17 protein-coding genes and 1 tRNA gene are annotated in these 21,337 nt (G+C 62.2%); 9 read left to right on the top strand and 9 right to left on the bottom strand.

All coding sequences use genetic code 11. The features are described 5' to 3' along the window. Positions 1-133: 133 nt before the first annotated feature. The 4 genes from ABVQ20_RS12365 (at position 134) to ABVQ20_RS12350 (ending at position 5,603) form a co-directional block, all read left to right on the top strand. The gene (locus ABVQ20_RS12365) at positions 134-1,726 is read left to right on the top strand and encodes a peptide ABC transporter substrate-binding protein (protein WP_354459774.1); all 1,593 of its coding nucleotides are present in this window, start codon (positions 134-136) and stop codon (positions 1,724-1,726) included. A gap of 202 nt (positions 1,727-1,928) precedes the next feature. Continuing rightward, positions 1,929-2,852, top strand: coding sequence for an ABC transporter permease subunit (locus ABVQ20_RS12360; RefSeq protein ID WP_354459773.1), 924 nt, complete (start codon positions 1,929-1,931; stop codon positions 2,850-2,852). Then, on the top strand, positions 2,845-3,966 hold the full coding sequence (locus ABVQ20_RS12355; RefSeq protein WP_354459772.1) for an ABC transporter permease: 1,122 nt from the start codon (positions 2,845-2,847) through the stop codon (positions 3,964-3,966). The genes ABVQ20_RS12360 and ABVQ20_RS12355 overlap by 8 nt, the downstream gene beginning before the upstream one ends. A gap of 17 nt (positions 3,967-3,983) precedes the next feature. Further along, positions 3,984-5,603 (top strand): ABC transporter ATP-binding protein, encoded by a 1,620-nt coding sequence (locus ABVQ20_RS12350; protein ID WP_354459771.1) that lies wholly within the window; start codon positions 3,984-3,986, stop codon positions 5,601-5,603. Between the two features lie 44 nt (positions 5,604-5,647). On the opposite strand, the gene ABVQ20_RS12345 is transcribed toward ABVQ20_RS12350, so the two are convergent. Continuing rightward, positions 5,648-5,992 (bottom strand): hypothetical protein, encoded by a 345-nt coding sequence (locus ABVQ20_RS12345; RefSeq protein ID WP_354459770.1) that lies wholly within the window; start codon positions 5,990-5,992, stop codon positions 5,648-5,650. A 240-nt stretch (positions 5,993-6,232) separates the two neighbouring features. Next, positions 6,233-6,309, bottom strand: a tRNA-Pro gene (locus ABVQ20_RS12340). A 210-nt stretch (positions 6,310-6,519) separates the two neighbouring features. Here ABVQ20_RS12340 and ABVQ20_RS12335 point away from each other — a divergent pair. Further along, positions 6,520-8,040, top strand: a complete 1,521-nt coding sequence (locus tag ABVQ20_RS12335; protein ID WP_354459769.1) for a phosphomannomutase/phosphoglucomutase — start codon at positions 6,520-6,522, stop codon at positions 8,038-8,040. Between the two features lie 11 nt (positions 8,041-8,051). Next, entirely contained in the window at positions 8,052-10,295 is a 2,244-nt protein-coding gene (locus tag ABVQ20_RS12330; protein WP_354459768.1) for an AGE family epimerase/isomerase, read from the top strand. Here the strand turns inward: ABVQ20_RS12330 and betB are convergent. From betB to betI, 5 genes are all read right to left on the bottom strand, one after another. Next, positions 10,289-11,752: a betaine-aldehyde dehydrogenase gene (betB, locus tag ABVQ20_RS12325; RefSeq protein ID WP_354459767.1), complete on the bottom strand. Its 1,464-nt coding sequence runs from the start codon at positions 11,750-11,752 to the stop codon at positions 10,289-10,291. The genes ABVQ20_RS12330 and betB overlap by 7 nt on opposite strands. Before the next feature lie 168 nt (positions 11,753-11,920). Then, positions 11,921-13,573: a choline dehydrogenase gene (betA, locus tag ABVQ20_RS12320; RefSeq protein ID WP_354459766.1), complete on the bottom strand. Its 1,653-nt coding sequence runs from the start codon at positions 13,571-13,573 to the stop codon at positions 11,921-11,923. Next, positions 13,566-14,567, bottom strand: a complete 1,002-nt coding sequence (locus tag ABVQ20_RS12315; RefSeq protein WP_354459765.1) for a threonine/serine dehydratase family protein — start codon at positions 14,565-14,567, stop codon at positions 13,566-13,568. The genes betA and ABVQ20_RS12315 overlap by 8 nt, the downstream gene beginning before the upstream one ends. Continuing rightward, positions 14,568-16,097 (bottom strand): choline-sulfatase, encoded by a 1,530-nt coding sequence (gene betC, locus ABVQ20_RS12310; RefSeq protein ID WP_354459764.1) that lies wholly within the window; start codon positions 16,095-16,097, stop codon positions 14,568-14,570. It abuts the gene before it with no gap. After that, entirely contained in the window at positions 16,094-16,684 is a 591-nt protein-coding gene (betI, locus tag ABVQ20_RS12305; protein ID WP_354459763.1) for a choline-binding transcriptional repressor BetI, read from the bottom strand. The genes betC and betI overlap by 4 nt, the downstream gene beginning before the upstream one ends. A 198-nt stretch (positions 16,685-16,882) precedes the next feature. Here betI and ABVQ20_RS12300 point away from each other — a divergent pair, with 198 nt between their 5' ends. Both ABVQ20_RS12300 and ABVQ20_RS12295 read left to right on the top strand, forming a co-directional pair. Further along, positions 16,883-18,049, top strand: a complete 1,167-nt coding sequence (locus ABVQ20_RS12300) for an acetyl-CoA acetyltransferase (protein WP_354459762.1) — start codon at positions 16,883-16,885, stop codon at positions 18,047-18,049. 26 nt (positions 18,050-18,075) lie between these two features. Then, entirely contained in the window at positions 18,076-19,077 is a 1,002-nt protein-coding gene (locus ABVQ20_RS12295) for an asparaginase (protein ID WP_354459761.1), read from the top strand. On the opposite strand, the gene ABVQ20_RS12290 is transcribed toward ABVQ20_RS12295, so the two are convergent. Beyond that, positions 19,070-20,446 carry a TIGR03808 family TAT-translocated repetitive protein gene (locus tag ABVQ20_RS12290; RefSeq protein WP_354459760.1) on the bottom strand — a complete coding sequence of 459 codons (1,377 nt, stop codon included), beginning with the start codon at positions 20,444-20,446 and terminating at the stop codon, positions 19,070-19,072. The genes ABVQ20_RS12295 and ABVQ20_RS12290 overlap by 8 nt on opposite strands. 122 nt (positions 20,447-20,568) lie before the next feature. Here ABVQ20_RS12290 and greA point away from each other — a divergent pair, with 122 nt between their 5' ends. Beyond that, complete coding sequence (greA, locus tag ABVQ20_RS12285) at positions 20,569-21,042, top strand: transcription elongation factor GreA (protein ID WP_354459759.1); 474 nt, start codon at positions 20,569-20,571, stop codon at positions 21,040-21,042. A gap of 134 nt (positions 21,043-21,176) precedes the next feature. Here greA and ABVQ20_RS12280 read toward each other — a convergent pair whose 3' ends face one another. Then, entirely contained in the window at positions 21,177-21,305 is a 129-nt protein-coding gene (locus ABVQ20_RS12280; protein WP_354459758.1) for an AbrB/MazE/SpoVT family DNA-binding domain-containing protein, read from the bottom strand. Positions 21,306-21,337: the final 32 nt, after the last annotated feature.

Genomic DNA, 21,337 nt, shown 5'->3' with positions numbered 1-21,337 from the left:
ACTACCTCCTGTCTAGTCTCCTGCCACCAGCTGCCGAAACGGGAAATCGGCGGCGCGCTGGAAGGCCAGAATCGGCTCCGGCGTAAACACTCAAGAGGCGTGGCTGAGGGGCAGCGCCAACAGGGAGAACTCCATGCTCAAAACTATGCTGAAGGCGACGGTTTTTGCCACGACCATGGCTTTGGCCGCCGGGACGCTTTACACGCCGGCGTTCGCCGACGTTGTCTACAACCGTGGCACGGCCGCTGAATCGGAATCGGTCGATCCGCACAAGACCTCGACAGTCTACGAAGCCAACATCTTGCGCGACCTGTTCCAGGGTCTGGTCATGCAAGACCAGAAGGCCAACCTCATTCCGGGCGCCGCCGAAAGCTGGACAGTCTCGGATGACGGCACCGTCTATACCTTCAAGCTGCGCAAGGACGGCCTTTGGTCGGACGGCAGCCCGGTGACGGCCGAGGATTTCGTCTACGCCTTCCGTAGGCTGGAAGATCCGGCCACCGGCGCCGAATACGCTTCCATGCTCTACCCCATAAAGAACGCCGAGGAAGTCAACACCAAGAAAGGCAAGCCGGAGGATATGGGCGTCAAGGCGATTGACGCAAATACGCTGGAGGTGACGCTGAAGGCGCCGACGCCTTACTTCCTCGAGATGCTGACCCACCAGGCCACCTATCCGGTCAGCAAGGCCTCGATCGAAAAGCTCGGTGCCGATTGGATCAAGCCGGGTAATCTCGTTTCGAACGGCGCCTATAAGCTGGCCGAGTGGGTTCCCAACGACCATATGAAGCTGGTCAAGAATCCGAAGTTCTGGGATGCCGCAAGCGTCAAGATCGACACCGTCAACTACATCCCGACCGAAGACCGCTCATCGGCGATGAAGCGCTTCGAGGCCGGCGAACTCGACAGCTATGACGATCTCCCGACGGAACAGCTCGCCGACCTAAAGACCAAGTTTGGCGATCAGATCCACGTCGGACCGTATCTCGGCACCTACTACTATGCGATCAAGACCGACAAGGCGCCGTGGAACAATCCTGAACTGCGCAACGCCATCTCGATGGCGATCGACCGCGATTTCATCGCCGAGAAAGTCTGGCAGAATTCGATGCTGCCCGGCTATTCGATGGTGCCTCCGGGTATCGAGGGCTACACGCCGGCAATGGCCAAATACGCCGACATGCCGCAGATCGACCGCGAGGACGCGGCCAAGAAGATCCTCGAGAAGCTCGGCTATACGCCCGAGCATCCGCTGAAGATGGAAATCCGCTACAACACCTCGGAAAACCACAAGAATACCGCCGTCGCCATCCAGGAGCAGCTGAAGCCGCTCGGCGTCGACGTCACGCTGCTCAACACCGACACAAAGACCCATTACTCCTTCCTTGAGCAGAAGGGCGACTATGACGTGGCGCGCGCCGCCTGGATCGCCGACTACAAGGATCCCGAAACCTTCCTCGGCATCTCGCGCAAGGCCAGCGGCAACAATTATTCGAACTACAACAGCCCGCAATACGAAGCGGCCATGGACAAGGCTGCCGCCGCCGGCGGCAAGCCCGAAGAGCGTATGAAGGACCTCGCCCAAGCCGAACGCGTCCTCGTCGATGACGTCGGCCAGATCCCGCTTCTCTACTACAGCTATCACGATATCGTATCGTCGAAGCTTCATGGCTTCGTCGACAACGTGATGGACGTGCACCCGTCTCGCTTCATCAGCAAGGACTGATTTCCTTGGCCAGCCGCTGCCCATCTACAGCGTCGCATATCCTGCGGGATTTGCGACGCTGTAGAAGGGCGGCGGTTCTGGTTGCCGTCGTATCGACCCGAAAATCGGAACCGATTTTTGGAAAGCACGATGCGAAGATTTGAAGCGCTGGAGCGCAACCGTCCACGTGGACGTGCGTTGCTCTGGGTCAAGCGGGGCACCGATGCTGCGTTATGTATTCCGGCGGCTTTTGACCGCCATCCCGACGCTATTGGTCATCGTGACCATGGCGTTCTTCCTGATGCGTGTCGCGCCGGGCGGTCCATTCAACCAGGAGCGGGGGCTGAGCCCGGAGATCAAGGCCAACCTTGAAGCCCAGTTCGGCCTCAACGATCCGCTCTGGCTGCAATATGCCCACTATCTCGGCAATCTGCTGCGCGGCAATTTCGGCCCGAGCTACAACATGCCGGACTTCACCGTCACCGAACTGTTCGCCAAGGGCCTGCCCATTTCGATCCAGCTCGGCGCCTCGGCACTGATCCTGGCGCTTCTGCTTGGGTCCCTGCTCGGCACCATTGCCGCGCTCAACCAAAACAGGCTTGGCGACTACACGGTGATTGCACTGGCGACCGCCGGCAGCACCATCCCCACCTTCGTCATCGCGCCGGTGATCCAGCTTGTATTCGGATTGACCTGGAAGCTGATCCCGATCGGCGGCTGGGGCGACGGCGCTTTCATCAACAAGGTCGGCCCGGTGCTGACGCTTGCCTTGCCGCAGATCGCCATCGTCGCCCGGCTGATGCGCGGTTCGATGATCGAATCGCTGCGGTCCCATCATATCCGCACCGCCCGTGCTCTCGGCCTCTCCGACTGGTCGGTGGTGGTCAAGCACGCGCTGCGCGGCGCCGTCTTGCCGATTGTCTCTTTCACCGGTCCGGCGGCGGCGGCCCTGCTGACCGGCTCGGTCATCGTCGAGACGATCTTCTCGATTCCTGGTGTCGGCCGCTATTTCGTCGATGCCGCGCTCAACCGCGACTACACGCTGGTGATGGGAACCGTGGTGGTGATCGCCATCTTCACCATCGTCTTCAACCTGATCGTCGACGTCATGTATGCGGTAATCGATCCGAGGGTGCGCTATGACTGACATCGCAGCCACAGCTCCCGTCATCGCTGGCCGCTCGCTCTGGGGTGACGCCTGGGCGCGGCTCAAGGCGAACCGCGCCGCCATGTTCAGCCTCTACTATCTCGTGCTGATCGGGGTCGTCAGCATATTCGGACCCTGGTTCGTGCCGCACCAATACACGACCATTTACGCCGACTATGTGCGCACGCCGCCAAGCCTCACGGCCTATCCGAAGCCCGACATGATCGAGTCAGCGCTCACTGACGCGATCAAGCGCATGCGGGTCGATATCAAGGAGTGGAAGCAGGACGGCGATCGCGTCACCGTCACCGTTACCTCGACCAAGCCGATCGACGACCGCAACATCCGCTACCTCGACCGTTCCGATGCCTTCGATGACACCAAGATCGATAGCAAATCGCCCGACCGGCTCGAGGTGACGATGAGCACGTCGGTCAAGCAGCAGTATTTCCTCTTCGGCACCGACAACACCGGCCGCGATCTCCTGTCGCGCACGCTGATGGCCGGGCGCATATCATTGGCCATCGGCCTGCTCGCCGGCGTCGTGGCGGTGGTGATCGGCGTTGTCTATGGCGCCGCGGCGGGCTTTTCAGGCGGCAAGGTCGACGAGGTGATGATGCGCATCGTCGACGTGCTCTATTCACTGCCTTTCATCTTCTTCGTCATCATGCTGGTGGTGTTCTTCGGCCGCAACTTCGTGCTGATGTTCCTGGCTGTCGGCGCCGTGCTGTGGCTCGACATGGCGCGCATCGTGCGCGGGCAGGCGCTGTCGATCCGGCGGCAGGAATATGTCCAGGCGGCGGAAGCCATGGGTGTCGGCCGGCGCGGCATTCTCCTGCGCCACGTCATCCCCAACCTGCTTGGTCCCGTGGTGATCTACATGACGCTGCTGGTGCCGCAGGTCATCATCCTGGAAAGCTTCCTGTCGTTCCTGGGGCTCGGTATCCAGGAGCCGATGACCAGCTGGGGCGTACTGATCTCGGTCGGCGCCAAGAACATCGGCACCGCCAACTGGCTGTTGTTGTTCCCGGCATTCTTCCTCGTCTCGACGCTGTTTGCGCTGAATTTCGTGGGCGACGGACTGCGCGATGCACTCGACCCGAGAGATCGATAAAGATGGGGATCGATGAGATGGCCACTTCCGAAACGATCCTCAGCGTCAAGGACCTGCGCGTCCGCTTCCGTACCCTTGATGGCGCGGTTGAAGCGGTGAAGGGCATCAACATCCACGTCAATGCCGGTGAAACCGTCGCCGTGGTCGGCGAATCCGGCTCCGGCAAGAGCCAGACAATGATGGCGGCGATGAGCCTGCTGGCGTCGAATGGCGAAGCGACCGGCAGTGTCGACTATCGCGGCCGCAATCTTCTGAAGCTGAGCAAATCCGAGCTGAACAAGGTCCGTGGCGCCAAGATCAGCATGATCTTCCAGGAGCCGATGACCTCGCTCGATCCGCTCTATTCGATCGGCAACCAGCTGATCGAGCCGATCCGCCGTCATCGCGGCCTTGGCGCGGCGCAGGCGAGGGAGGAGGCGCTCAAGCTGCTGCGGCTGGTGCACATTCCCGACCCGGAACGGCGGATGAGGTCCTATCCGCATGAAATGTCGGGTGGCCAGCGCCAGCGCGTGATGATCGCCATGGCCTTGGCCAACGATCCCGACATCCTGATCGCCGACGAGCCGACGACGGCGCTCGACGTGACCATTCAGGCGCAGATACTGATGCTTCTGGCCGAACTGCAGCGCAAGCTCGGCATGGCGATCGTCTTCATCACCCACGATCTTGGCGTTGTCCGTCGCTTCGCCGATCGGGTTTATGTTATGCGCCAGGGCGAAGTCGTCGAAGAGGGCGAGGCGGAAGCCATCTTCGTCAACCCGCAGCATGCCTATACAAAAATGCTGCTGGCGGCGGAGCCGACGGGGACCAAAGCGCCGCCGCCCGCCAATGCCCCGGTGCTGCTCGAAGCCAGGAATGTCGAAGTGACATTCAAGATCGGCGGAGGCTTTCTCGCCGGAGAGCCGCTGATGCTGCGCGCCGTCGATCACATCTCGATCCGGCTGCAACGCAACCAGACCATCGGCATTGTCGGCGAGTCCGGCTCGGGCAAATCGACGCTTGGCCGCGCCCTGCTGCGGCTGTTGCCCAGCGACGGGCTCATCCGTTTCGGCGATCGCGACATTTCCACGGCCGACCGACAGGCGATGCGGCCGCTGCGGCGCGAAATGCAACTCGTCTTCCAGGATCCGTTCGGCTCGCTGTCGCCACGCATGACCGTCGGCCAGGTCATCACCGAAGGGCTGCTGGTGCATGAGCCAAATCTTTCGGGCAGGCAGCGCGATCAACGCGCGGTCGAAGCCTTGCGCGAAGTCGGCCTCGATCCCAACGCACGCAACCGCTATCCGCACGAATTCTCAGGCGGGCAACGGCAGCGCATCGCCATTGCCCGGGCCATGATCTTGAAACCGAAGCTGGTGGTGTTGGACGAGCCGACTTCTGCACTGGACCGCTCGGTGCAGAAGCAGATCGTCGAACTGCTGCGCAAGCTGCAGGCCGATCATGAACTGTCCTACCTGTTCATCAGCCACGATCTTTCGGTCGTACGCGCCATGGCCGACTACATCATCGTCATGAAACAGGGCAAGATCGTCGAGGAGGGGCCAACCGAGGCGATCTTCAGCAATCCACAGGCGCCCTATACGCAAACGCTGATGAATGCTGCCATCGATGTCACCCGGTTTCGCCTGAGCGCCTGAAAAAGTCGCCGCCGGCCGATCACCGGGGCAGCGTCTGTTTGCTCTCAGCCTGTTGACCTCGGGCACTTGCGCGCCCTTGCCGCGACGATGGCATCCTGCTGCTGCTTCAGCCGGTCGATCCTGGCCGTTTCACGGTCAGCGACCGCGGTCTTCACGCGCGAGCCACCCAGCAACCAACGTGGAACACTGGTGTTCGCGACGTTACCGCGGCTGATTGCGGTCTGCGAGATTTCGCTGGCGGTGCTTCCCAGAGCGTTGTTGAGCTCCACGCACGTCATCTTGTCGTATTTCGCGGGGTTGACTGATCCTGCTATCGATGCGCAGCCCGTGACAAGACACAGGGCAAGCACAGGCACGAGCGCAGGGCGCGCCATCGAAATCAATTTCATGTCCGCAACCTCGCTCGGTGCTCTCATTTCGGCGGTGATCATACCGTCGAACTATAGCTTGCTACCATTTCGTCAAAGGATGCGCTTCCTGCCCAGCGCAATTGGCATGCGCGAAAGAGCAAAAGCGGGGGGGAAATGATATAACAGCGCCACCCCTCGGCAGGCTTTCTGTAAATGCCGCGTTCTAGGTTGGGTTTCTCTGGGCGGCAGTTTTCGGGAACCGCTAAGTCTTTGTTTTTCTGGTCGGAGTGGCAGGATTTGAACCTGCGACCCCCTCGTCCCGAACGAGGTGCGCTACCAGGCTGCGCTACACTCCGTGACCAGACCGCGGGCTTATAGCTGTCGTCCTTCGTTCCTGCAAGCGGCAATGGCAGCACTTCTGTCGCATTTCCTGTGCTTTCATTCCCCATTGTCGGCGAACTGGGGGTTTCCCACAGGATAAACGCGGGTTAAAGGCTTGTGTGGCAGGCAGTCGATCGTCGCTGCCTCGAAACACTGTGATTCCAGCCGCTTGGAGTTTTGCTGTCTTGCCCTTGACGATCGTTGGCGATGCCCGGCCAAACACCTTTGAATTCGAGACATCCGCGCTGATCAAGCCGTCGGGATTTCGCGAGTATGACGCGCGCTGGTGGTTCGGTCATCCAGGCTCCGAGGTGCCGCCGGAACTCAACCTGATTGGCGTTCAGGCGCTGGGCATGGGGCTCGGCACGCTGATCCGGCGCCTTGGCGCCGGGCCGGATATCGTCACTGGGCATGATTTCCGTTCCTATTCGCTTTCCATCAAGCTGGCGCTGGTGTCCGGGCTGCTGGCCGCCGGCACGCGGGTCAGGGATATTGGGCTCGCGCTATCGCCCATGGCCTATTTCGCCCAGTTCGCGCTCGACACGCCATCGGTCGCCATGGTCACAGCGTCGCACAACGAGAATGGCTGGACCGGCGTCAAGATGGGCGCCGCGCGTCCCCTGACCTTCGGCCCGGAGGAGATGAGCGCGCTGAAACAAATCGTCCTTTCCGGCGACTTCGACCTGACCGGCGGCGGCTCCTACGATTTCGTCCCTGGTTTCCGCGAGACCTATTTGGATGATCTGGTAGGGGATAAGCGCATCACGCGAAAGCTCAGGGTGGTCGCTGCCTGCGGCAATGGCACCGCTGGCGCCTTTGCCCCGGAAGCGTTGGAGCGGATCGGCTGCGAGGTCATTCCGCTCGACGTCGAACTCGACCACACCTTCCCGCGCTACAATCCCAATCCCGAGGACATGCGGATGCTGCATGCGATCCGCGACAAGGTGCTGGAAACAGGCGCCGATGTCGGGCTCGGCTTTGACGGCGATGGCGACCGCTGCGGCGTCGTCGACAATGAAGGCAACGAGATTTTCGCTGACAAGGTCGGTGTCATGCTGGCCCGCGATATCTCCGGCCAGCATCCCGGTTCGACCTTCGTCGTCGACGTCAAGTCGACCGGCCTGTTCAAGACCGATGCCGTGTTGCAAGCCAATGGCGCTGCCACTGACTACTGGAAGACCGGGCATTCCTATATCAAGCGGCGCGTCGCTCAACTCGGCGCGGTCGCTGGCTTCGAGAAATCCGGCCATTTCTTCTTCAACCCGCCGATCGGGCGTGGCTATGATGATGGCCTGGTCACCGCCATCGCCATATGCCAGATGCTGGACCGCAACCCCAGTAGCTCGATGGCCGACCTTTACCGCGCATTGCCGCTGACCTTCGGCACGCCGACCATGTCGCCGCACTGCGACGATGCGCTGAAATACGGTGTGGTCGAGCGAGTTGTCTCGGATTTTCAGGCAATGCAACAAGCCGGCGACATCTTTGCCGGCCAGAAGATCGTCGAACTGATCACCGTCAACGGCGTGCGCGTCGTTGCCGAGGACGGCACCTGGGGGCTGGTCCGCGCATCGTCGAACAAGCCGGAGCTTGTCGTCGTGGTGGAGAGCCCGGTATCGTCGGACCGTCGCCGCCAGATGTTCGAGGGCGTCGATGCCGTCTTGCGCCGCAGCCCCGAAGTCGGCGCTTACAACCAGACCTTTTGAATGAGCAGATCATGACCGAACGTATCGTCAGTTTTGTCATGAGCGGTGGCGTCGGCTCGCGGCTTTGGCCGCTGTCGCGCGAGGACAATCCCAAGCAGTTTCATGATTTTTCGGGCGACGGTTCGATGCTGGCCAAGACCTTGCGCCGGCTGGCGGCGAGACCGGCTGGCGAAACGCCGATCTTCCTGATCGCCTCGGAGCGCCACGCGGATCGTGTTCACGCCGACCTTGCCGGCCTCGACCTGTCCGGCGGTGGCCCGCTGTTCGAACCGACAGGCCGCAACACCGCAGCCGCGGTCGCGCTGGCGACGCTGCGCACCTTGTCGGAATTCGGCGACAGCCTGGTTCTCGTCGTGCCATCCGACCATGAGATCGCGACGGCACGGCAATTCTGGGACAGCGTCGAGGCGGGCTGTGCGGCGGCACGCGCGGGCCGGCTGGTGGTGTTCGGCATCAAGCCCAGCCAACCCGAAACCGGCTATGGCTATATCGAGGTTGCCGGCGAGAAGGACGGCGTCTGCGATGTGTCGCGTTTCGTCGAAAAGCCCGATCTCGCCACGGCGCAGAGTTATCTGGCCGCCGGGAACTTCTTCTGGAACACCGGCATCTTCCTGTTTCGCGCCAGCGCCATGCGCGACGCCTTCCTGGCGTTCCAGCCGGAAATATGGAATGCCACCGAGGTGGCCTATCAGGCTGCTACGACGGATCTTTCCGGCCTCTACATGCCGCTCGAACTCTATGCCGCCATTCCGTCGACCTCGATCGACTATGCGATCATGGAGCATGCCCAGCACATTGCCATGGTGCCGGCCGGTTTCCGCTGGAACGATCTGGGGTCCTGGCAGTCGCTGCTCGATGTCGGCCCCTCCGACAGGCAAGGCAATGTCATCGTCGGCGATGTCGTCGCGATCGATTGCGAGAACTCCTACATCCGCAGTGATGGCCGTCTGCTGTCGGCGATCGGTCTGAAGGACGTCGCTATCGTCTCGACCGTCGACGCGACCTTTGTTGCCCCGGTCAGCCACAGTCAGCACGTCAAGAAGATCGTCGAGCAACTCGAGAAGAGTGGCCGTCTGGAAACAAGGTTCACGCCTGCCCACGACCGCGTCATCGAAAGCGGCGCCTGGCGCCGGCGTGTGCATCACTGGCTGTTCCAGGAGACCTTGCCGCTCTGGTCGACGGTTGGTGTCGACGAGCGCCACGGCGGCTTCCACGAGGCGCTGGGATTTGACGGCATACCGTTGATGAAGCCCAAGCGCATGCGCACGATGGCGAGGCAGGTCTATGCCTTTGCCGTCGCCAAGGCGCGCGGCTGGGATGGTCCGGCCGACCGCCTGATCAGCCACGGCATCACGTTCATGGTCGGCAATGGCCGCACCGACAAGGGCGGCTGGGTACGCACGCTGAATGTCGACGGCTCGGTCGCCGACGCCGCTGAGGATGCCTACGACCATTCTTGTGTGCTTCTGGCACTGGCGCACGCGCATATGTGCGGCAATCCCGATGCGCTGCGGCTTGGCGAAGAAACTTTCGTCTTCCTCGACGCTCATCTCGAGGACAGCCGCATGACCGGCTTCCTCGAAACCTCGGACGGCGAGGGCGAGCGGCGCTCCAACCCGCATATGCATCTGCTCGAAGCCTTTCTTGCTTGGTATCAGGCGACCGGCGACCGCGTCTATCTGCGCCGCGCGGCACGCATCATCGACCTGTTCCGGAGCCATTTCTTCGACACTGACAGCTGGACGCTGGGCGAGTTCTTCGACAACGAATGGAAGCCGGCCAAGAATGAGAAGGGTTCGTGGACCGAGCCCGGTCATCATTTCGAATGGGCCTCGTTGCTGGTCGATTTCGCCGCGCGCAGCGGGCAGACCGAATTGATGGGCTTTGCTAGGAAGCTATACGCCTCGGCGATCGCCAACGGCCTCAACCGCGCTACTGGCCTGGCCTATGGCGCCGTCTCGCGGCAGGGGCTGCCGCTCGATCTGATATCGCGAAGCTGGCCGCAGGCCGAAGCCATCAAGGCCGCTATCGCTCTCGACGGCTCAGGCGGGCCGGACCTGAAACCGGAGATCGAGGCGCGCGTCGGCCGCCTGTTCCGGTGGCATATCGATCCGGCACCGCTCGGCCTTTGGATTGACCGCATCGACGAACGCGGCCGTTCGCTGGCGGCCGACGTGCCGGCCAGCATCTTCTACCATCTGGTCTGCGCACTAACCCAGTATCTGGATGGGACGGCGGACAAGCCGGATCAGTAGGGGCTGGCGACGTCCCCGGTCTCGACATAGACCGATTTCAGCTGCGAATAGAGCGCCAGTGCCGCCAGCGAATTCTCGCGGCCGATGCCGGACTGCTTGAAACCGCCGAAGGGAATCTCGACCGGCGTCAGATTGTAGGCGTTGATCCAGCAGGTGCCGGCCTGCAGTTCCGCGATGACCCGGTGGGCGCGCGGCAGATCGCGGGTGAAGACGCCGGCGGCAAGGCCGAACTCCGTATCATTGGCGCGGTCGATCACCTCGTCCTCGCCGTCGAATTTCAGCACGCTCATCACCGGTCCGAAAATCTCCTCGCGGGCGATGCGCATATTGTCGGTAACGCCCGTGAAGACCGTCGGCTCGACGAAGAAGCCACCATCAAAACCCTGCAACGACGGCACCTTGCCACCGCAGGCGAGTGTCGCGCCGTCCTGCTTGCCGACCTCGATATAGCCGACGACCTTTTCGTGCTGCGCCTTCGAGACCAGCGGCCCCATCTGCGTATCGGGATCGAGTGGGTCGCCGATACGGATCTTCTTCGTTCGCTCGATCAGCCGGTCGACGAAGCGGTCATGGATGCCGCTCTGTACGAAGACGCGCGTCCCGTTCGAGCAGATCTGGCCGGTCGAATAGAAATTGCCGAGCATGGCGCCGCCGATGGCGTTTTCGATGTCGGCATCGTCGAAGACGATCAGCGGCGACTTGCCGCCGAGTTCCATCGTGGCGTGCTTCATCTTCGAGCCGGCGAGCGACAGCACCTTGCGGCCGGTCGGCACCGAGCCGGTCACCGAAACCTTGGCGACCACATCATGGCCGACAAGGCCGGCGCCGACATCGCCATAGCCTTGCACCACGTTGAACAGCCCGTCGGGCAGGCCGGCCTCGGTGTAGATCTCGGCCAGCGCCAGCGCTGACAGCGGCGTGTTTTCGGAGGGCTTGAACACCATGGCATTGCCCATGGCGAGTGCCGGTGCGGATTTCCAGCCGGCGATCTGGATCGGGTAGTTCCAGGCGCCGATGCCGACACAGACGCCGAGCGCCTCGCGCCGCGTATAGGCAAAGGGTCCGCCGAGATCGACGGATTCGCCATTGTATGCGGCGATCACGCCACCGAAATACTCGAGGCAATCCGCCGCTGACGGCGCGTCAGCCACCAGCGTTTCCTGGATCGCCTTGCCGGTATCTAGCGTCTCGATGCGGGCGAGGTCGGCGTTGCGGGCGCGCAGAATGTCGGCGGCGCGGCGCAGGATGCGACCACGCTCGACCGGCTTCAGCCGTGCCCAGGCTGGCTGTGCGGCACGTGCGGCTTCGATGGCGAGTTCCAGCACATTCGGCGTTGCCGAGCGCAGCATCGCGATGGTCTCGCCGGTCGCCGGATAGATGACGGGCAGCGGTGCGCCGCGTTCGTCGTCGATGTAGCGTCCGTTGACATAGTGCGATGCCGTGGGCTGGGCGCGCATGGGAAGTCTCCAAATGGTCTATCGCCCAGGCGGGCGGCTCAATCTTTCGGGTGGATCAAGCTCTATCGCATCGGCCCGAAAATCGGAATCGATTTTCGGAAAGCACGATGCGACGACTCAAAACAGATATGGCGTACTTGTGCTTCCGGAAGCATGCATAAAGTACGCCTATCTGTCGGACGCCTGCCAGCGCGGATTGATCCACGGTTCCTGGTTGGACGGCGCCAGCGGCGTGCGGCCAAGAATGTGGTCGGATGCCTTCTCACCGGTCATGATAGACGGTGCGTTGAGGTTGCCGTTGGTGACACGCGGGAAGATCGACGAATCGGCGACCCGCAACCCATCGACACCAATGACCCGGCATTCCGGGTCGACGACGCTCATCGCATCGTCGGCGCGGCCCATCTTGCAGGTGCCGCAAGGATGGTATGCGCTCTCGGCATGATCGCGGATGAAGACATCCAGATCCTCGTCCGATTGCACGTGGGAGCCGGGCGAGATTTCCTGGCCGCGATAGGCGTCGAATGCCGACTGGCCGAAGATCTCGCGCGTCAGCCTGATGCAGTGGCGGAACTCCGCCCAGTCGTCTGGATGCGACATGTAGTTGAAACGGATCACCGGGCTTGATTTCGGGTCCGGCGAGCGCAGCGTCACCGACCCCCGCGACTTCGACCGCATCGGTCCGACATGGGCCTGGAAGCCGTGCGATTTCGCTGCCGCCTTGCCGTCATAGCGCACTGCCGCCGGAATGAAGTGGTACTGGATATCGGGATAATCGACGCCGGCGCGCGAGCGCACGAAGGCGGCTGCCTCGAAATGGTTTGTCGCGCCGAGGCCGGTCTTGAAGAACAGCCATTGTGCCCCGATCAGTGCCTTGGAAAAAGGATTCAGCACTGAATTCAGCGTGATCGGTTGCGTCGATTCCTGCTGGATATAAAGCTCCATATGATCCTGCAGGTTGCCGCCGACGCCGAGCCGGTCGGCCACCACGGCGATACCATTTTCCCTCAGATGCTCTGCCGGGCCGATGCCCGACAGCATCAGGATCTTGGGCGAATTGATCGACGATGCGGCGACGATCACCTCGCGTCGCGCCTTGATGACTTGAATCTGTTTGTGAGCTTCGATCTCGACGCCGGTTGCGCGTTGATTCTCGATGATCACCCGCCGGGCGAAGCCCTTGACCAGACTCACGTTCTTTCGCTTCAGCGCCGGCTTGAGATAGGCGGATGCCGCCGACCAGCGGCGACCGCCGCGAATGGTCTGCTCCATCGGCCCAAAACCTTCCTGCTTCGAACCATTGTAGTCGTCAGTCAGCTCGAAACCGGCCTGACGCCCCGCGTCGACGAAGGCGCCATAGAGCGGATTCCTGCGCGATCCTCGCTGGACATGCAGCGGGCCGCCGTGGCCGCGCCATCCGTCTTCGCCACCATCCGAGTCTTCCATGCGCTTGAAATAGGGGAGCACGTCGGCAAAACCCCAGCCGGCCGCACCCTGTTCGGCCCAATGGTCGAAGTCGCGGGCATGGCCGCGCACATAGACCATGCCGTTGATCGAGGACGAGCCGCCGATGACCTTGCCGCGCGGTGTCGCCAGCACGCGCCCGCCGAGATGCGGCTCCGGCTCGCTCGCAAAGCCCCAGTCGTAGAGGCTCATATTGAGCGGGATCGACAGCGCCGACGGCATCTGGATCAGCGGCCCGATATCGGTGCCGCCAAATTCGATCACGATGACCGAATGCTTGCCGTCTTCCGACAGGCGATAGGCCATGGCCGAGCCGGCCGAGCCGGAGCCGATGATGACGAAATCTGCTTCAAGCATGGTTCATATGCGCCATAAAATCGGCGAGCGAAACGTTGCCGCCAGTTGCCACCACGAGCACGCTCTTGCCCGTCACATCCACCTTGCCGCCGAGCAACGCCGCCAGCGAAGCCGCGCCCGAAGGCTCCAGCACCAGCTTCATCCGCTCGAAGGCAATGCGCATGGCGCGGCGCACCGAAGCGTCGTCGACGGTGATGCCGCGAACGCCTGCGGTCTTGACCGCCGCGAACGGAGCGTCGCCGGGCTTGCGCGCCATCAACCCGTCGCAGATCGACTGCGGCCCGATCGGCATGGTTTCGATGGCGCCATGCGCCAGCGAGGAGCCCATTCCATTGAAGCCCTCAGGCTCGACGCCGATGATTTGTGTGCGTGGCGATAGATAGTGGAAGGCGAGCGAAACACCGCCGATCAATCCACCACCGCCAACGGAGCAGAACAGGAGATCGGCCTCTGCATCCTTGGCTGCGAGTTGGTCGAGCGCTTCCAGCCCGGCACCCGCTTGGCCGGCGACGATCTCTGGGTCATCGAAAGGGTGCAACAGCGCAAGGCCTTCGGTTTCGGCAATCTCGCGCGCCCTCGCGGCGGCGACTTCTTCGCGTGCGCGGTCACCATGATCGGTCAGCACGACACGTGCACCATAGCCGGCCGTGGCGTCGCGCTTGGCGACGGGTGCATCGATCGGCATGACGATAGTGACGGGAATGCCGAGCGCCTGACCGGCGGCGGCCAGCCCTTGCGCGAAATTGCCGGACGAATAGGCGACGACGCCCTTCTTCGCTTCTTCGGCCGAAAGCCGCTTCAAACGCCAATAGGCGCCGCGGATCTTGAACGATCCCGCCCATTGCAGCGATTCCGGCTTGATGAAGACACGGGCAGCCCCCGTCTCTCTGGCGAGAGCCGCCGATTCCAGCAGTGGCGTGATCTGCGTCGCCTTGGAGGTGACGGCATAGGCCTGCTTGAGATGATCAAGGGAGGGGACAAGAACTTCGGCCATTTATTCGCCTCGCGGAAAGCGTTTTTGCTCTTCGAGCACGTTGAGATCCATGTGGTTGCGCATGTAGCGTTCCGACGCCTTCTGCAGCGGCTGGAACTCCCAGGGGTAGTGGGTGCCGTTGCGCAGCGCCGGATAAACAACCCAGCGGCGCGCCTGGCTGGCGCGCACGGCTGCGTCGAAGGCGGCCATGTCCCAGCGTCCCCGCGCCTTGTCGAGGAACGCAGCCACCAAGGCCGCGTGCGCTGGATCATCAGCGAGATTGGTGAGTTCCTTGGGATCGGATTCAAGATCAAACAGTTGCGGCGGGTCGATCTCGCAATGGATGAATTTGTAGCGGCCGTCGCGGATAGCCACCAGCGGGGCGTTTGACCCCTCTGCTGCGTACTCCATCAGCGCCGGGGCGGTGCGTTTCTGGCCGTGCAACTGCGGCAGCAGCGATTGGCCATCGGTCCATGGCATGATCGCGCTCATATCGATGCCGGCGAGGTCGCAAAGCGTCGGCGTCACGTCGAGATTCGACACCGGCGTATTGATCAGACCGGCTGGAATGCCTTTTCCGGCGATCATCAGCGGCACGCGCGCCGAGCCCTCGAAGAAGCACATCTTGAACCACAGTCCGCGCTCGCCAAGCATGTCGCCATGGTCGGAACAGAACAGGATGACGGTGTCGTCGATCATGCGCGTGCGATGGAGCACCGACACCAGTTCGCCGACCTTGTCGTCGATATAGGAGATGTTGGCGAAATAGCCGCGCCGTGAGCGGCGGACCTGCTCCGGCGTGATGTCGAAACTGTCGTAGTCGCTGGCGCGGTAGAGCCGCTGTGAATGCGGATCCTGGCTGTCGTAGGGGATGAAGCCGACTTCCGGCTCAAGCTCCGGACAGTCTTCGTACAAATCCCAATATTGCCGCCGGGCCACATAGGGGTCGTGCGGGTGGGTGAAGGAAACCGTCAGGCACCAGGGGCGATACGAGGCGTCATCGGAGACGCGGGCGAAATCATAGAGTTTCTGCACCGCATGGAAGGCGACCTCGTCATCATATTCCATTTGGTTGGAAATCTCGGCGACGCCGGCGCCGGTCACCGAACCCAGATTGTGATACCACCAGTCGATTCGTTCGCCGGGCTTGCGATAGTCCGGCGTCCAGCCGAAATCGGCCGGGTAGATGTCGGTGGTCAGCCTCTCCTCGAAACCATGCAACTGGTCCGGGCCAACGAAATGCATCTTGCCCGACAGGCAGGTGTGATAGCCGTCGGAGCGCAGATGGTGAGCATAGGTCGGGATCGACGAGGCGAACTCGGCGGCGTTGTCATAGACCTCTGTGCGCGACGGCAACTGGCCGCTCATGAACGAGGCGCGGCCCGGCGCGCAGAGCGGCGAGGCCGTGTAGTTGTTGGCAAAGCGGGCCGAGCGTGCGGCCAGCGCCTTCAAATGCGGTGCGTGCAGGAAATCAGCCGGCCCGTCTGGAAACAGCGTGCCGTTGAGCTGATCGACCATAACGATCAGGATGTTGGGTCGTTTGGTCGTCACTGTGCCTGCCGCCGGTTGAGTTTCGTTTCGAGATAGTCCTCGACCAGTGCGATCGCGGTCGCGGCATCGGGCACGCCGTCCTTCAGCGCACGCCTGATATAGAGCCCGTCGATCAGGGCTGCTGTCGCCTCAGCGACGCGGTCGGCTTCGGCTCTGGGCAGGATACCGGTCAGCCCGCTCATCAGGTTCGAATGCAGCCGTCGCGCATAGACCCGGAGCAGCCTGCGCAAAGCCGATGATTTCTGCGCTTCGACATAGAAGGCGAGCCAGGCAGCGATCGTTTCCGGCTGGAACTGGAGATCGGAGAAGTTCACAGCGACGACCGCTGAGACGCGCTCGCGCGGCGTGCTGGTCGAACCAAGGGCGCGCAGCGTGTCGGTGGTCAGCTCGGCCAGGATATGCCGCATCGTCGCCAACAGCAGCTCATCCTTGGCGCCGAAGTAATGGTGCGCCAGCGCCGACGATACGCCGGCGCGTCCGGCGATTTCCGACATGGTCACGTCCAGCGAGCCGCGCTCGCCGATCGCCGAGATCGTCGCATCGATCAGCGCCTTGCGGCGCAATGGCTCCATTCCGACTTTCGGCATCGTGTCTCCGCTTTTGCAGCAAGATTATTTTTTATTGATGGATCAATCAACAAAAATCCAGCCCGATTTTGGGTCGAGGCTCAAACGATTGTGTGCGGCTGTCCCTTCACAAGCCTTGCAAATGGTTCAGTGTTGAACAACATTAAGAGAGTGTGCGCCGCAGTACGTGCTAGGCTGTCGCGAAGTATGGAGGTTGCCATGACTGCATGCATCGTCGGCTGGGCGCACTCGCGCTTCGGCAAGCTCGAAGGCGAGACGCTGGAGAGCCTGATCACCAAGGTTGCAAGTGAAGCGCTCGAGCATGCCGGTATCGGGCCGGACGATGTCGACGAGATCGTGCTGGGTCATTTCAACGCCGGTTTTTCAGCACAGGATTTCACCGCGAGCCTTGTTCTCCAGGCAGACGACCGGTTGCGCTTCAAGCCGGCAACGCGCGTCGAGAATGCCTGCGCCACGGGATCGGCGGCGGTCAGGCAAGGCATCCGCGCCATCGATGCAAACGCGGCCCGTATCGTGCTGGTGGTCGGTGCCGAGCAGATGACGACGACGCCCGGTCCCGAGATCGGCAAGAATCTGCTGAAGGCCTCCTACCTGCCCGAGGATGGTGACACGCCGGCGGGCTTCGCCGGTGTCTTCGGCAAGATCGCGCAAGCCTATTTCCAACGCTATGGCGACCAGTCGGATGCACTGGCGATGATCGCCGCCAAGAACCACAAGAATGGCGTCGACAATCCCTATGCGCAGATGCGCAAGGATTTCGGTTATGAGTTCTGCCGCCAGGAAAGCGAGAAGAATCCCTTCGTTGCCGGCCCCCTGAAGCGCACCGACTGCTCGCTCGTCTCTGACGGTGCCGCTGCCCTTGTGCTTACGGACACATCGACAGCCTTAAGGATGCGCCGTGCGGTGACCTTCCGCGCGAATGAACATGTGCAGGACTTCCTGCCGATGTCGAAGCGCGACATCCTGGCCTTCGAAGGCTGCGAGCAGGCCTGGAACCGGGCGCTGAAGAATGCCGGCGTGACGCTCGACGATTTGTCCTTCGTCGAGACGCATGACTGCTTCACCATCGCCGAACTGATCGAATATGAGGCGATGGGTCTGGCGAGGCCGGGCGAGGGCGCGAAACTGGCATTGAGCGGCGAGACGGCCAAGGATGGCCGGTTGCCGGTCAACCCGTCGGGCGGGCTGAAGTCGAAAGGCCATCCCATTGGCGCCACCGGTGTTTCGATGCATGTGCTGACCGCAATGCAGCTTGTCGGCGAGGCAGGCGGCATCCAGGTGCCCGGGGCAAAACTTGGCGGCATATTCAACATGGGTGGCGCCGCGGTCGCCAATTACGTTTCAATCCTCGACCGGATCAGATAAAAGCGGCCCGCATTCGCGGGGTAGTCATGACGAATCCGGTTCTGGTTGAAGTTCTGCGCGGCGCGATCGTCGAGAGCGCGCATCGCGGTGCCATCGCGGTCTTCGATGCCGACGGCAAGTCGGTCTGGGAGATCGGCGATACGGCACGGCCAGTGTTCCCGCGCTCGGCGGTCAAGGCAATACAGGCATTGCCGCTGGTCGAAAGTGGCGCGGCCGATGCCTATGGCTTCGGCAACCGCGAACTGGCGCTCGCCTGCGCTTCACACTCAGGCCAGCCAGAGCATGTCGAACTGGCGCGGTCGATGCTGGCCAAAGCCGGACTGGATGAAACCGCGCTGGAATGCGGGGCGCACTGGCCGAGCCACGACGCGACGATCGCGCTCGCCCGCGCCGGAGAAGTTCCGAACGCACTGCACAACAACTGCTCGGGCAAACATTCGGGTTTTCTTTGCACCTGCGTCCATGTCGGCGTTGCGCACAAAGGCTATGTCAATGCCGGCCATGCCGAGCAGGAGATGATACGGGATGCCATGCAGGCGGTGACTGGAGCTGCCCATGGTGCCGACGAACGCGCGACCGATGGCTGCTCGATCCCGACCTACGCGGTGCCGCTCAGGAGCTTCGCGCTCGGCTTTGCTCGCATGGTGACCACCACGGGTTTTGGCCCCGAGCGAGCCAAGGCCGCGAAGCGGCTGCTTTCGGCCTGCATGGCCGAGCCGTTCTTCGTCGCCGGAACTGGCCGCGCGGACGTGGCACTAATGCAGGCCGCGCCAGGGCGGATCTTCGTGAAGGGCGGCGCAGAGGGCGTCTATTGCGCGGCACTTCCTGAGCTCGGCCTCGGCATCGCGCTCAAATGCGATGATGGTGCCGGCCGGGCCGCCGAAGCCATGGTTGCGGCAGTCATTGCCAAGCTGCTGCATGCGGACGAGACCTTGGCGGCAAAGTTGATCAAGCTGGCGAACGCACCCATCGAAAGCCGCATCGGCGCCAAGGTCGGTGCGCTCCGGCCGACCGCAGCCCTCAACTGACACGATTGCGCTCGACGGTCAGATGCGCGTATCCCGCATTGTCTGATGCGGCAAGGTCGGCGGTTGCAGGTTGTGCCCAGCGCTGGCCGATGACCGCGCCGTTTTGAACGCCGTCAATGACATTGTCGGAAATGACGGCCGTCCCTGCGCCTTCCACCACGGTCACGACGATGCCGGTTCCGGCCTTGCGGATGATGTTTCCGGTCGCGACGACATTGCGCAGATACGGCCCCCAGCCGATCTGCATGCCGTAGAGCGGCGCATTCTCGATGACATTGCCGGAAACCGTGGTGTCGGCCTCGACGCTGATGCCGACGCCGAACCCGGGCGGGTCGGCAGGGTAGGGGCCACTGGTCGAGAGGTTGCGAACGATGTTGCCCGAGCATACGCCCATGCGGCCGCCTTCGTTGAAATTGACGATCGAGATGCCGTTGGCGGCACCATTGACGATGTTGTTGCTGATGATGGCGCCTTCGAAGGAGAATTCGGAATAGACAGCCGTTTCGCCCGACCGCGAGCAGGTGTTGCCAGTAATCTGCAGGTTGCTGGAACTGTTGGCCCGGATCGCCGAGAAGGCGCAATCCGAAACGACGTTACCGGAGATGACGACGTTGCCGGCGCGAAAGGCATTGATGCCATTGCCGTTCTGGCCGGTTCCGCCGCTGCGCGCCTGGATGCGCTCGATGCGGTTACCGGTTACCATGGTGCCGTCCTCGGCCGCCTGCCAGCGATGCACGAGGATGCCGCCATTGGCGCAGTCGGACACGCGATTGCCGGTGATCTCCAGCCCTCCCGCTTCGACCGAATAGATGCCGGCATCGGCGGCGCCGGAAATCTCCGAACGCTCGACGCGTCCCGAAGCACGTTCGAGCGCCAGCCCGCTCTTGCCGCTGCCGGTGATCTGGCAATTGTCGACGACAAGGTGCCCGACACGACGAAGATCGAGCAGGCCTTGCGCATAATCGCCCATTGAGCGATTTGTGCCGTCGAACACCAGTCCGCTGAACTCGACATGGTCGGCCTGCTCCGCCATGAACAAATGACCATTGCCGCCATAGACGATCCGCGTTGCACCGGGCACGCCGGAAAGACGCACGCGGCCGGGTAGCGACAGGTTGGACACGACATAGGTGCCCGGCGGCAGGAACACCGGCATGTCGCGATCACTTGCGTTACGCAGCAGTTTTGCGAAGGCCTTGCTCTGGTCATCAAGCGCGCCAGGCTGCATACCGAGATCGGTCGCGTTGATCGAACCGCGCATGGAAGCTTTCTCGATTCCGGGCAGGTTGGCAGCCGCAGTCTTGCCGAGCGACAGGCCGATCACGGCAAAACCAGCCGTTCCGGCGAGAAACTTTCGTCTGTTCAACATCGGCACAGAATCCTGGCGTTCAACCCTGACACCGCAGGAATCGTGCCAGACGTTCTGTCTCGCCCCTCGATAAGCAGCGACAGTGGCTTGTCGAGCAGCCTCTCCGCGCCTAAGTTCATTGGATGAGCAGAGCTTTCACACGCGAGGAAGACAGCGAAAATGCCATCGCCGGCGTCGGCGAGCGGCCGATCAGCCCGCACCGCAATCTGGTGACGGAGCGCGGCCTGGCGATGATCGAGGAGAATCTGGCTGACTTGCGCGACATACTGGCGAAAGCGGAGAGGAAGGCAGACCGCGAGCGCATTGCTGTTGTGTCGCGCGACCTGCGCTACTGGACCGCGCGGCGCGAGAATGCCGAATTGTCCGTGCCGGAGCCCGGAAGCGATCTGGTTCGTTTCGGCATGGGCGTTACCCTGCAGGGCGATGACGAGAGGAAGGTGCACTGGAAGATCGTCGGCGAGGACGAGGCCGATCCGGCCAAGGGCACGATTTCCCACGTCTCGCCGATGGCCGTTGCCCTGTTCGGCAAGAAGCTTGGCGACGTTGCCGTGGTCAACGGCAAGGAATGGGAAATCGTCAAGCTCTCCGACAGCTAGGCGTTTCACATCCCAGTGCCGAGGTGCACCGATTGGTGCAGGTCATTCCGAGAGCTTCTGAAGCCCAACCCTATATTTGTCCATGACTTCTGGGGCAGCTTTCATCTGACGATCGAAGCTGTCGGCCAAGGGTCTCAAGGCAATGCCATCATCCGTTTCGACGTTTCAAGCAGATCGCCTACCCGCAAGTTCATGCGGTCAAGAAGCTTCCTCGGAATGACCGCGCCTTCGGAATCATCAATCTTGTGGATGGTCGTTTTCACGGTGCTGCATCCCCTGTTACAACGCCGGTTAT

The organism is Mesorhizobium shangrilense (assembly GCF_040537815.1).
Taxonomy (GTDB): Bacteria; Pseudomonadota; Alphaproteobacteria; order Rhizobiales; family Rhizobiaceae; genus Mesorhizobium; species Mesorhizobium shangrilense.
This window is presented reverse-complemented; position numbering and strand designations above follow the sequence as displayed.

What these genes read in the sequence shown, in the direction of transcription:
- ABVQ20_RS12365 (WP_354459774.1), top strand. Translation starts at nt 134, where the DNA reads ATGCTCAAAACTATGCTGAAGGCGACGGTTTTTGCCACGACCATGGCT.
- ABVQ20_RS12345 (WP_354459770.1), bottom strand. Translation starts at nt 5,992, where the DNA reads ATGAAATTGATTTCGATGGCGCGCCCTGCGCTCGTGCCTGTGCTTGCC.
- ABVQ20_RS12350 (WP_354459771.1), top strand. Translation starts at nt 3,984, where the DNA reads ATGGCCACTTCCGAAACGATCCTCAGCGTCAAGGACCTGCGCGTCCGC.
- ABVQ20_RS12300 (WP_354459762.1), top strand. Translation starts at nt 16,883, where the DNA reads ATGACTGCATGCATCGTCGGCTGGGCGCACTCGCGCTTCGGCAAGCTC.
- ABVQ20_RS12355 (WP_354459772.1), top strand. Translation starts at nt 2,845, where the DNA reads ATGACTGACATCGCAGCCACAGCTCCCGTCATCGCTGGCCGCTCGCTC.
- betI (WP_354459763.1), bottom strand. Translation starts at nt 16,684, where the DNA reads ATGCCGAAAGTCGGAATGGAGCCATTGCGCCGCAAGGCGCTGATCGAT.
- ABVQ20_RS12360 (WP_354459773.1), top strand. Translation starts at nt 1,929, where the DNA reads ATGCTGCGTTATGTATTCCGGCGGCTTTTGACCGCCATCCCGACGCTA.
- greA (WP_354459759.1), top strand. Translation starts at nt 20,569, where the DNA reads ATGAGCAGAGCTTTCACACGCGAGGAAGACAGCGAAAATGCCATCGCC.
- ABVQ20_RS12330 (WP_354459768.1), top strand. Translation starts at nt 8,052, where the DNA reads ATGACCGAACGTATCGTCAGTTTTGTCATGAGCGGTGGCGTCGGCTCG.
- betA (WP_354459766.1), bottom strand. Translation starts at nt 13,573, where the DNA reads ATGCTTGAAGCAGATTTCGTCATCATCGGCTCCGGCTCGGCCGGCTCG.
- ABVQ20_RS12290 (WP_354459760.1), bottom strand. Translation starts at nt 20,446, where the DNA reads ATGTTGAACAGACGAAAGTTTCTCGCCGGAACGGCTGGTTTTGCCGTG.
- ABVQ20_RS12315 (WP_354459765.1), bottom strand. Translation starts at nt 14,567, where the DNA reads ATGGCCGAAGTTCTTGTCCCCTCCCTTGATCATCTCAAGCAGGCCTAT.
- betB (WP_354459767.1), bottom strand. Translation starts at nt 11,752, where the DNA reads ATGCGCGCCCAGCCCACGGCATCGCACTATGTCAACGGACGCTACATC.
- ABVQ20_RS12295 (WP_354459761.1), top strand. Translation starts at nt 18,076, where the DNA reads ATGACGAATCCGGTTCTGGTTGAAGTTCTGCGCGGCGCGATCGTCGAG.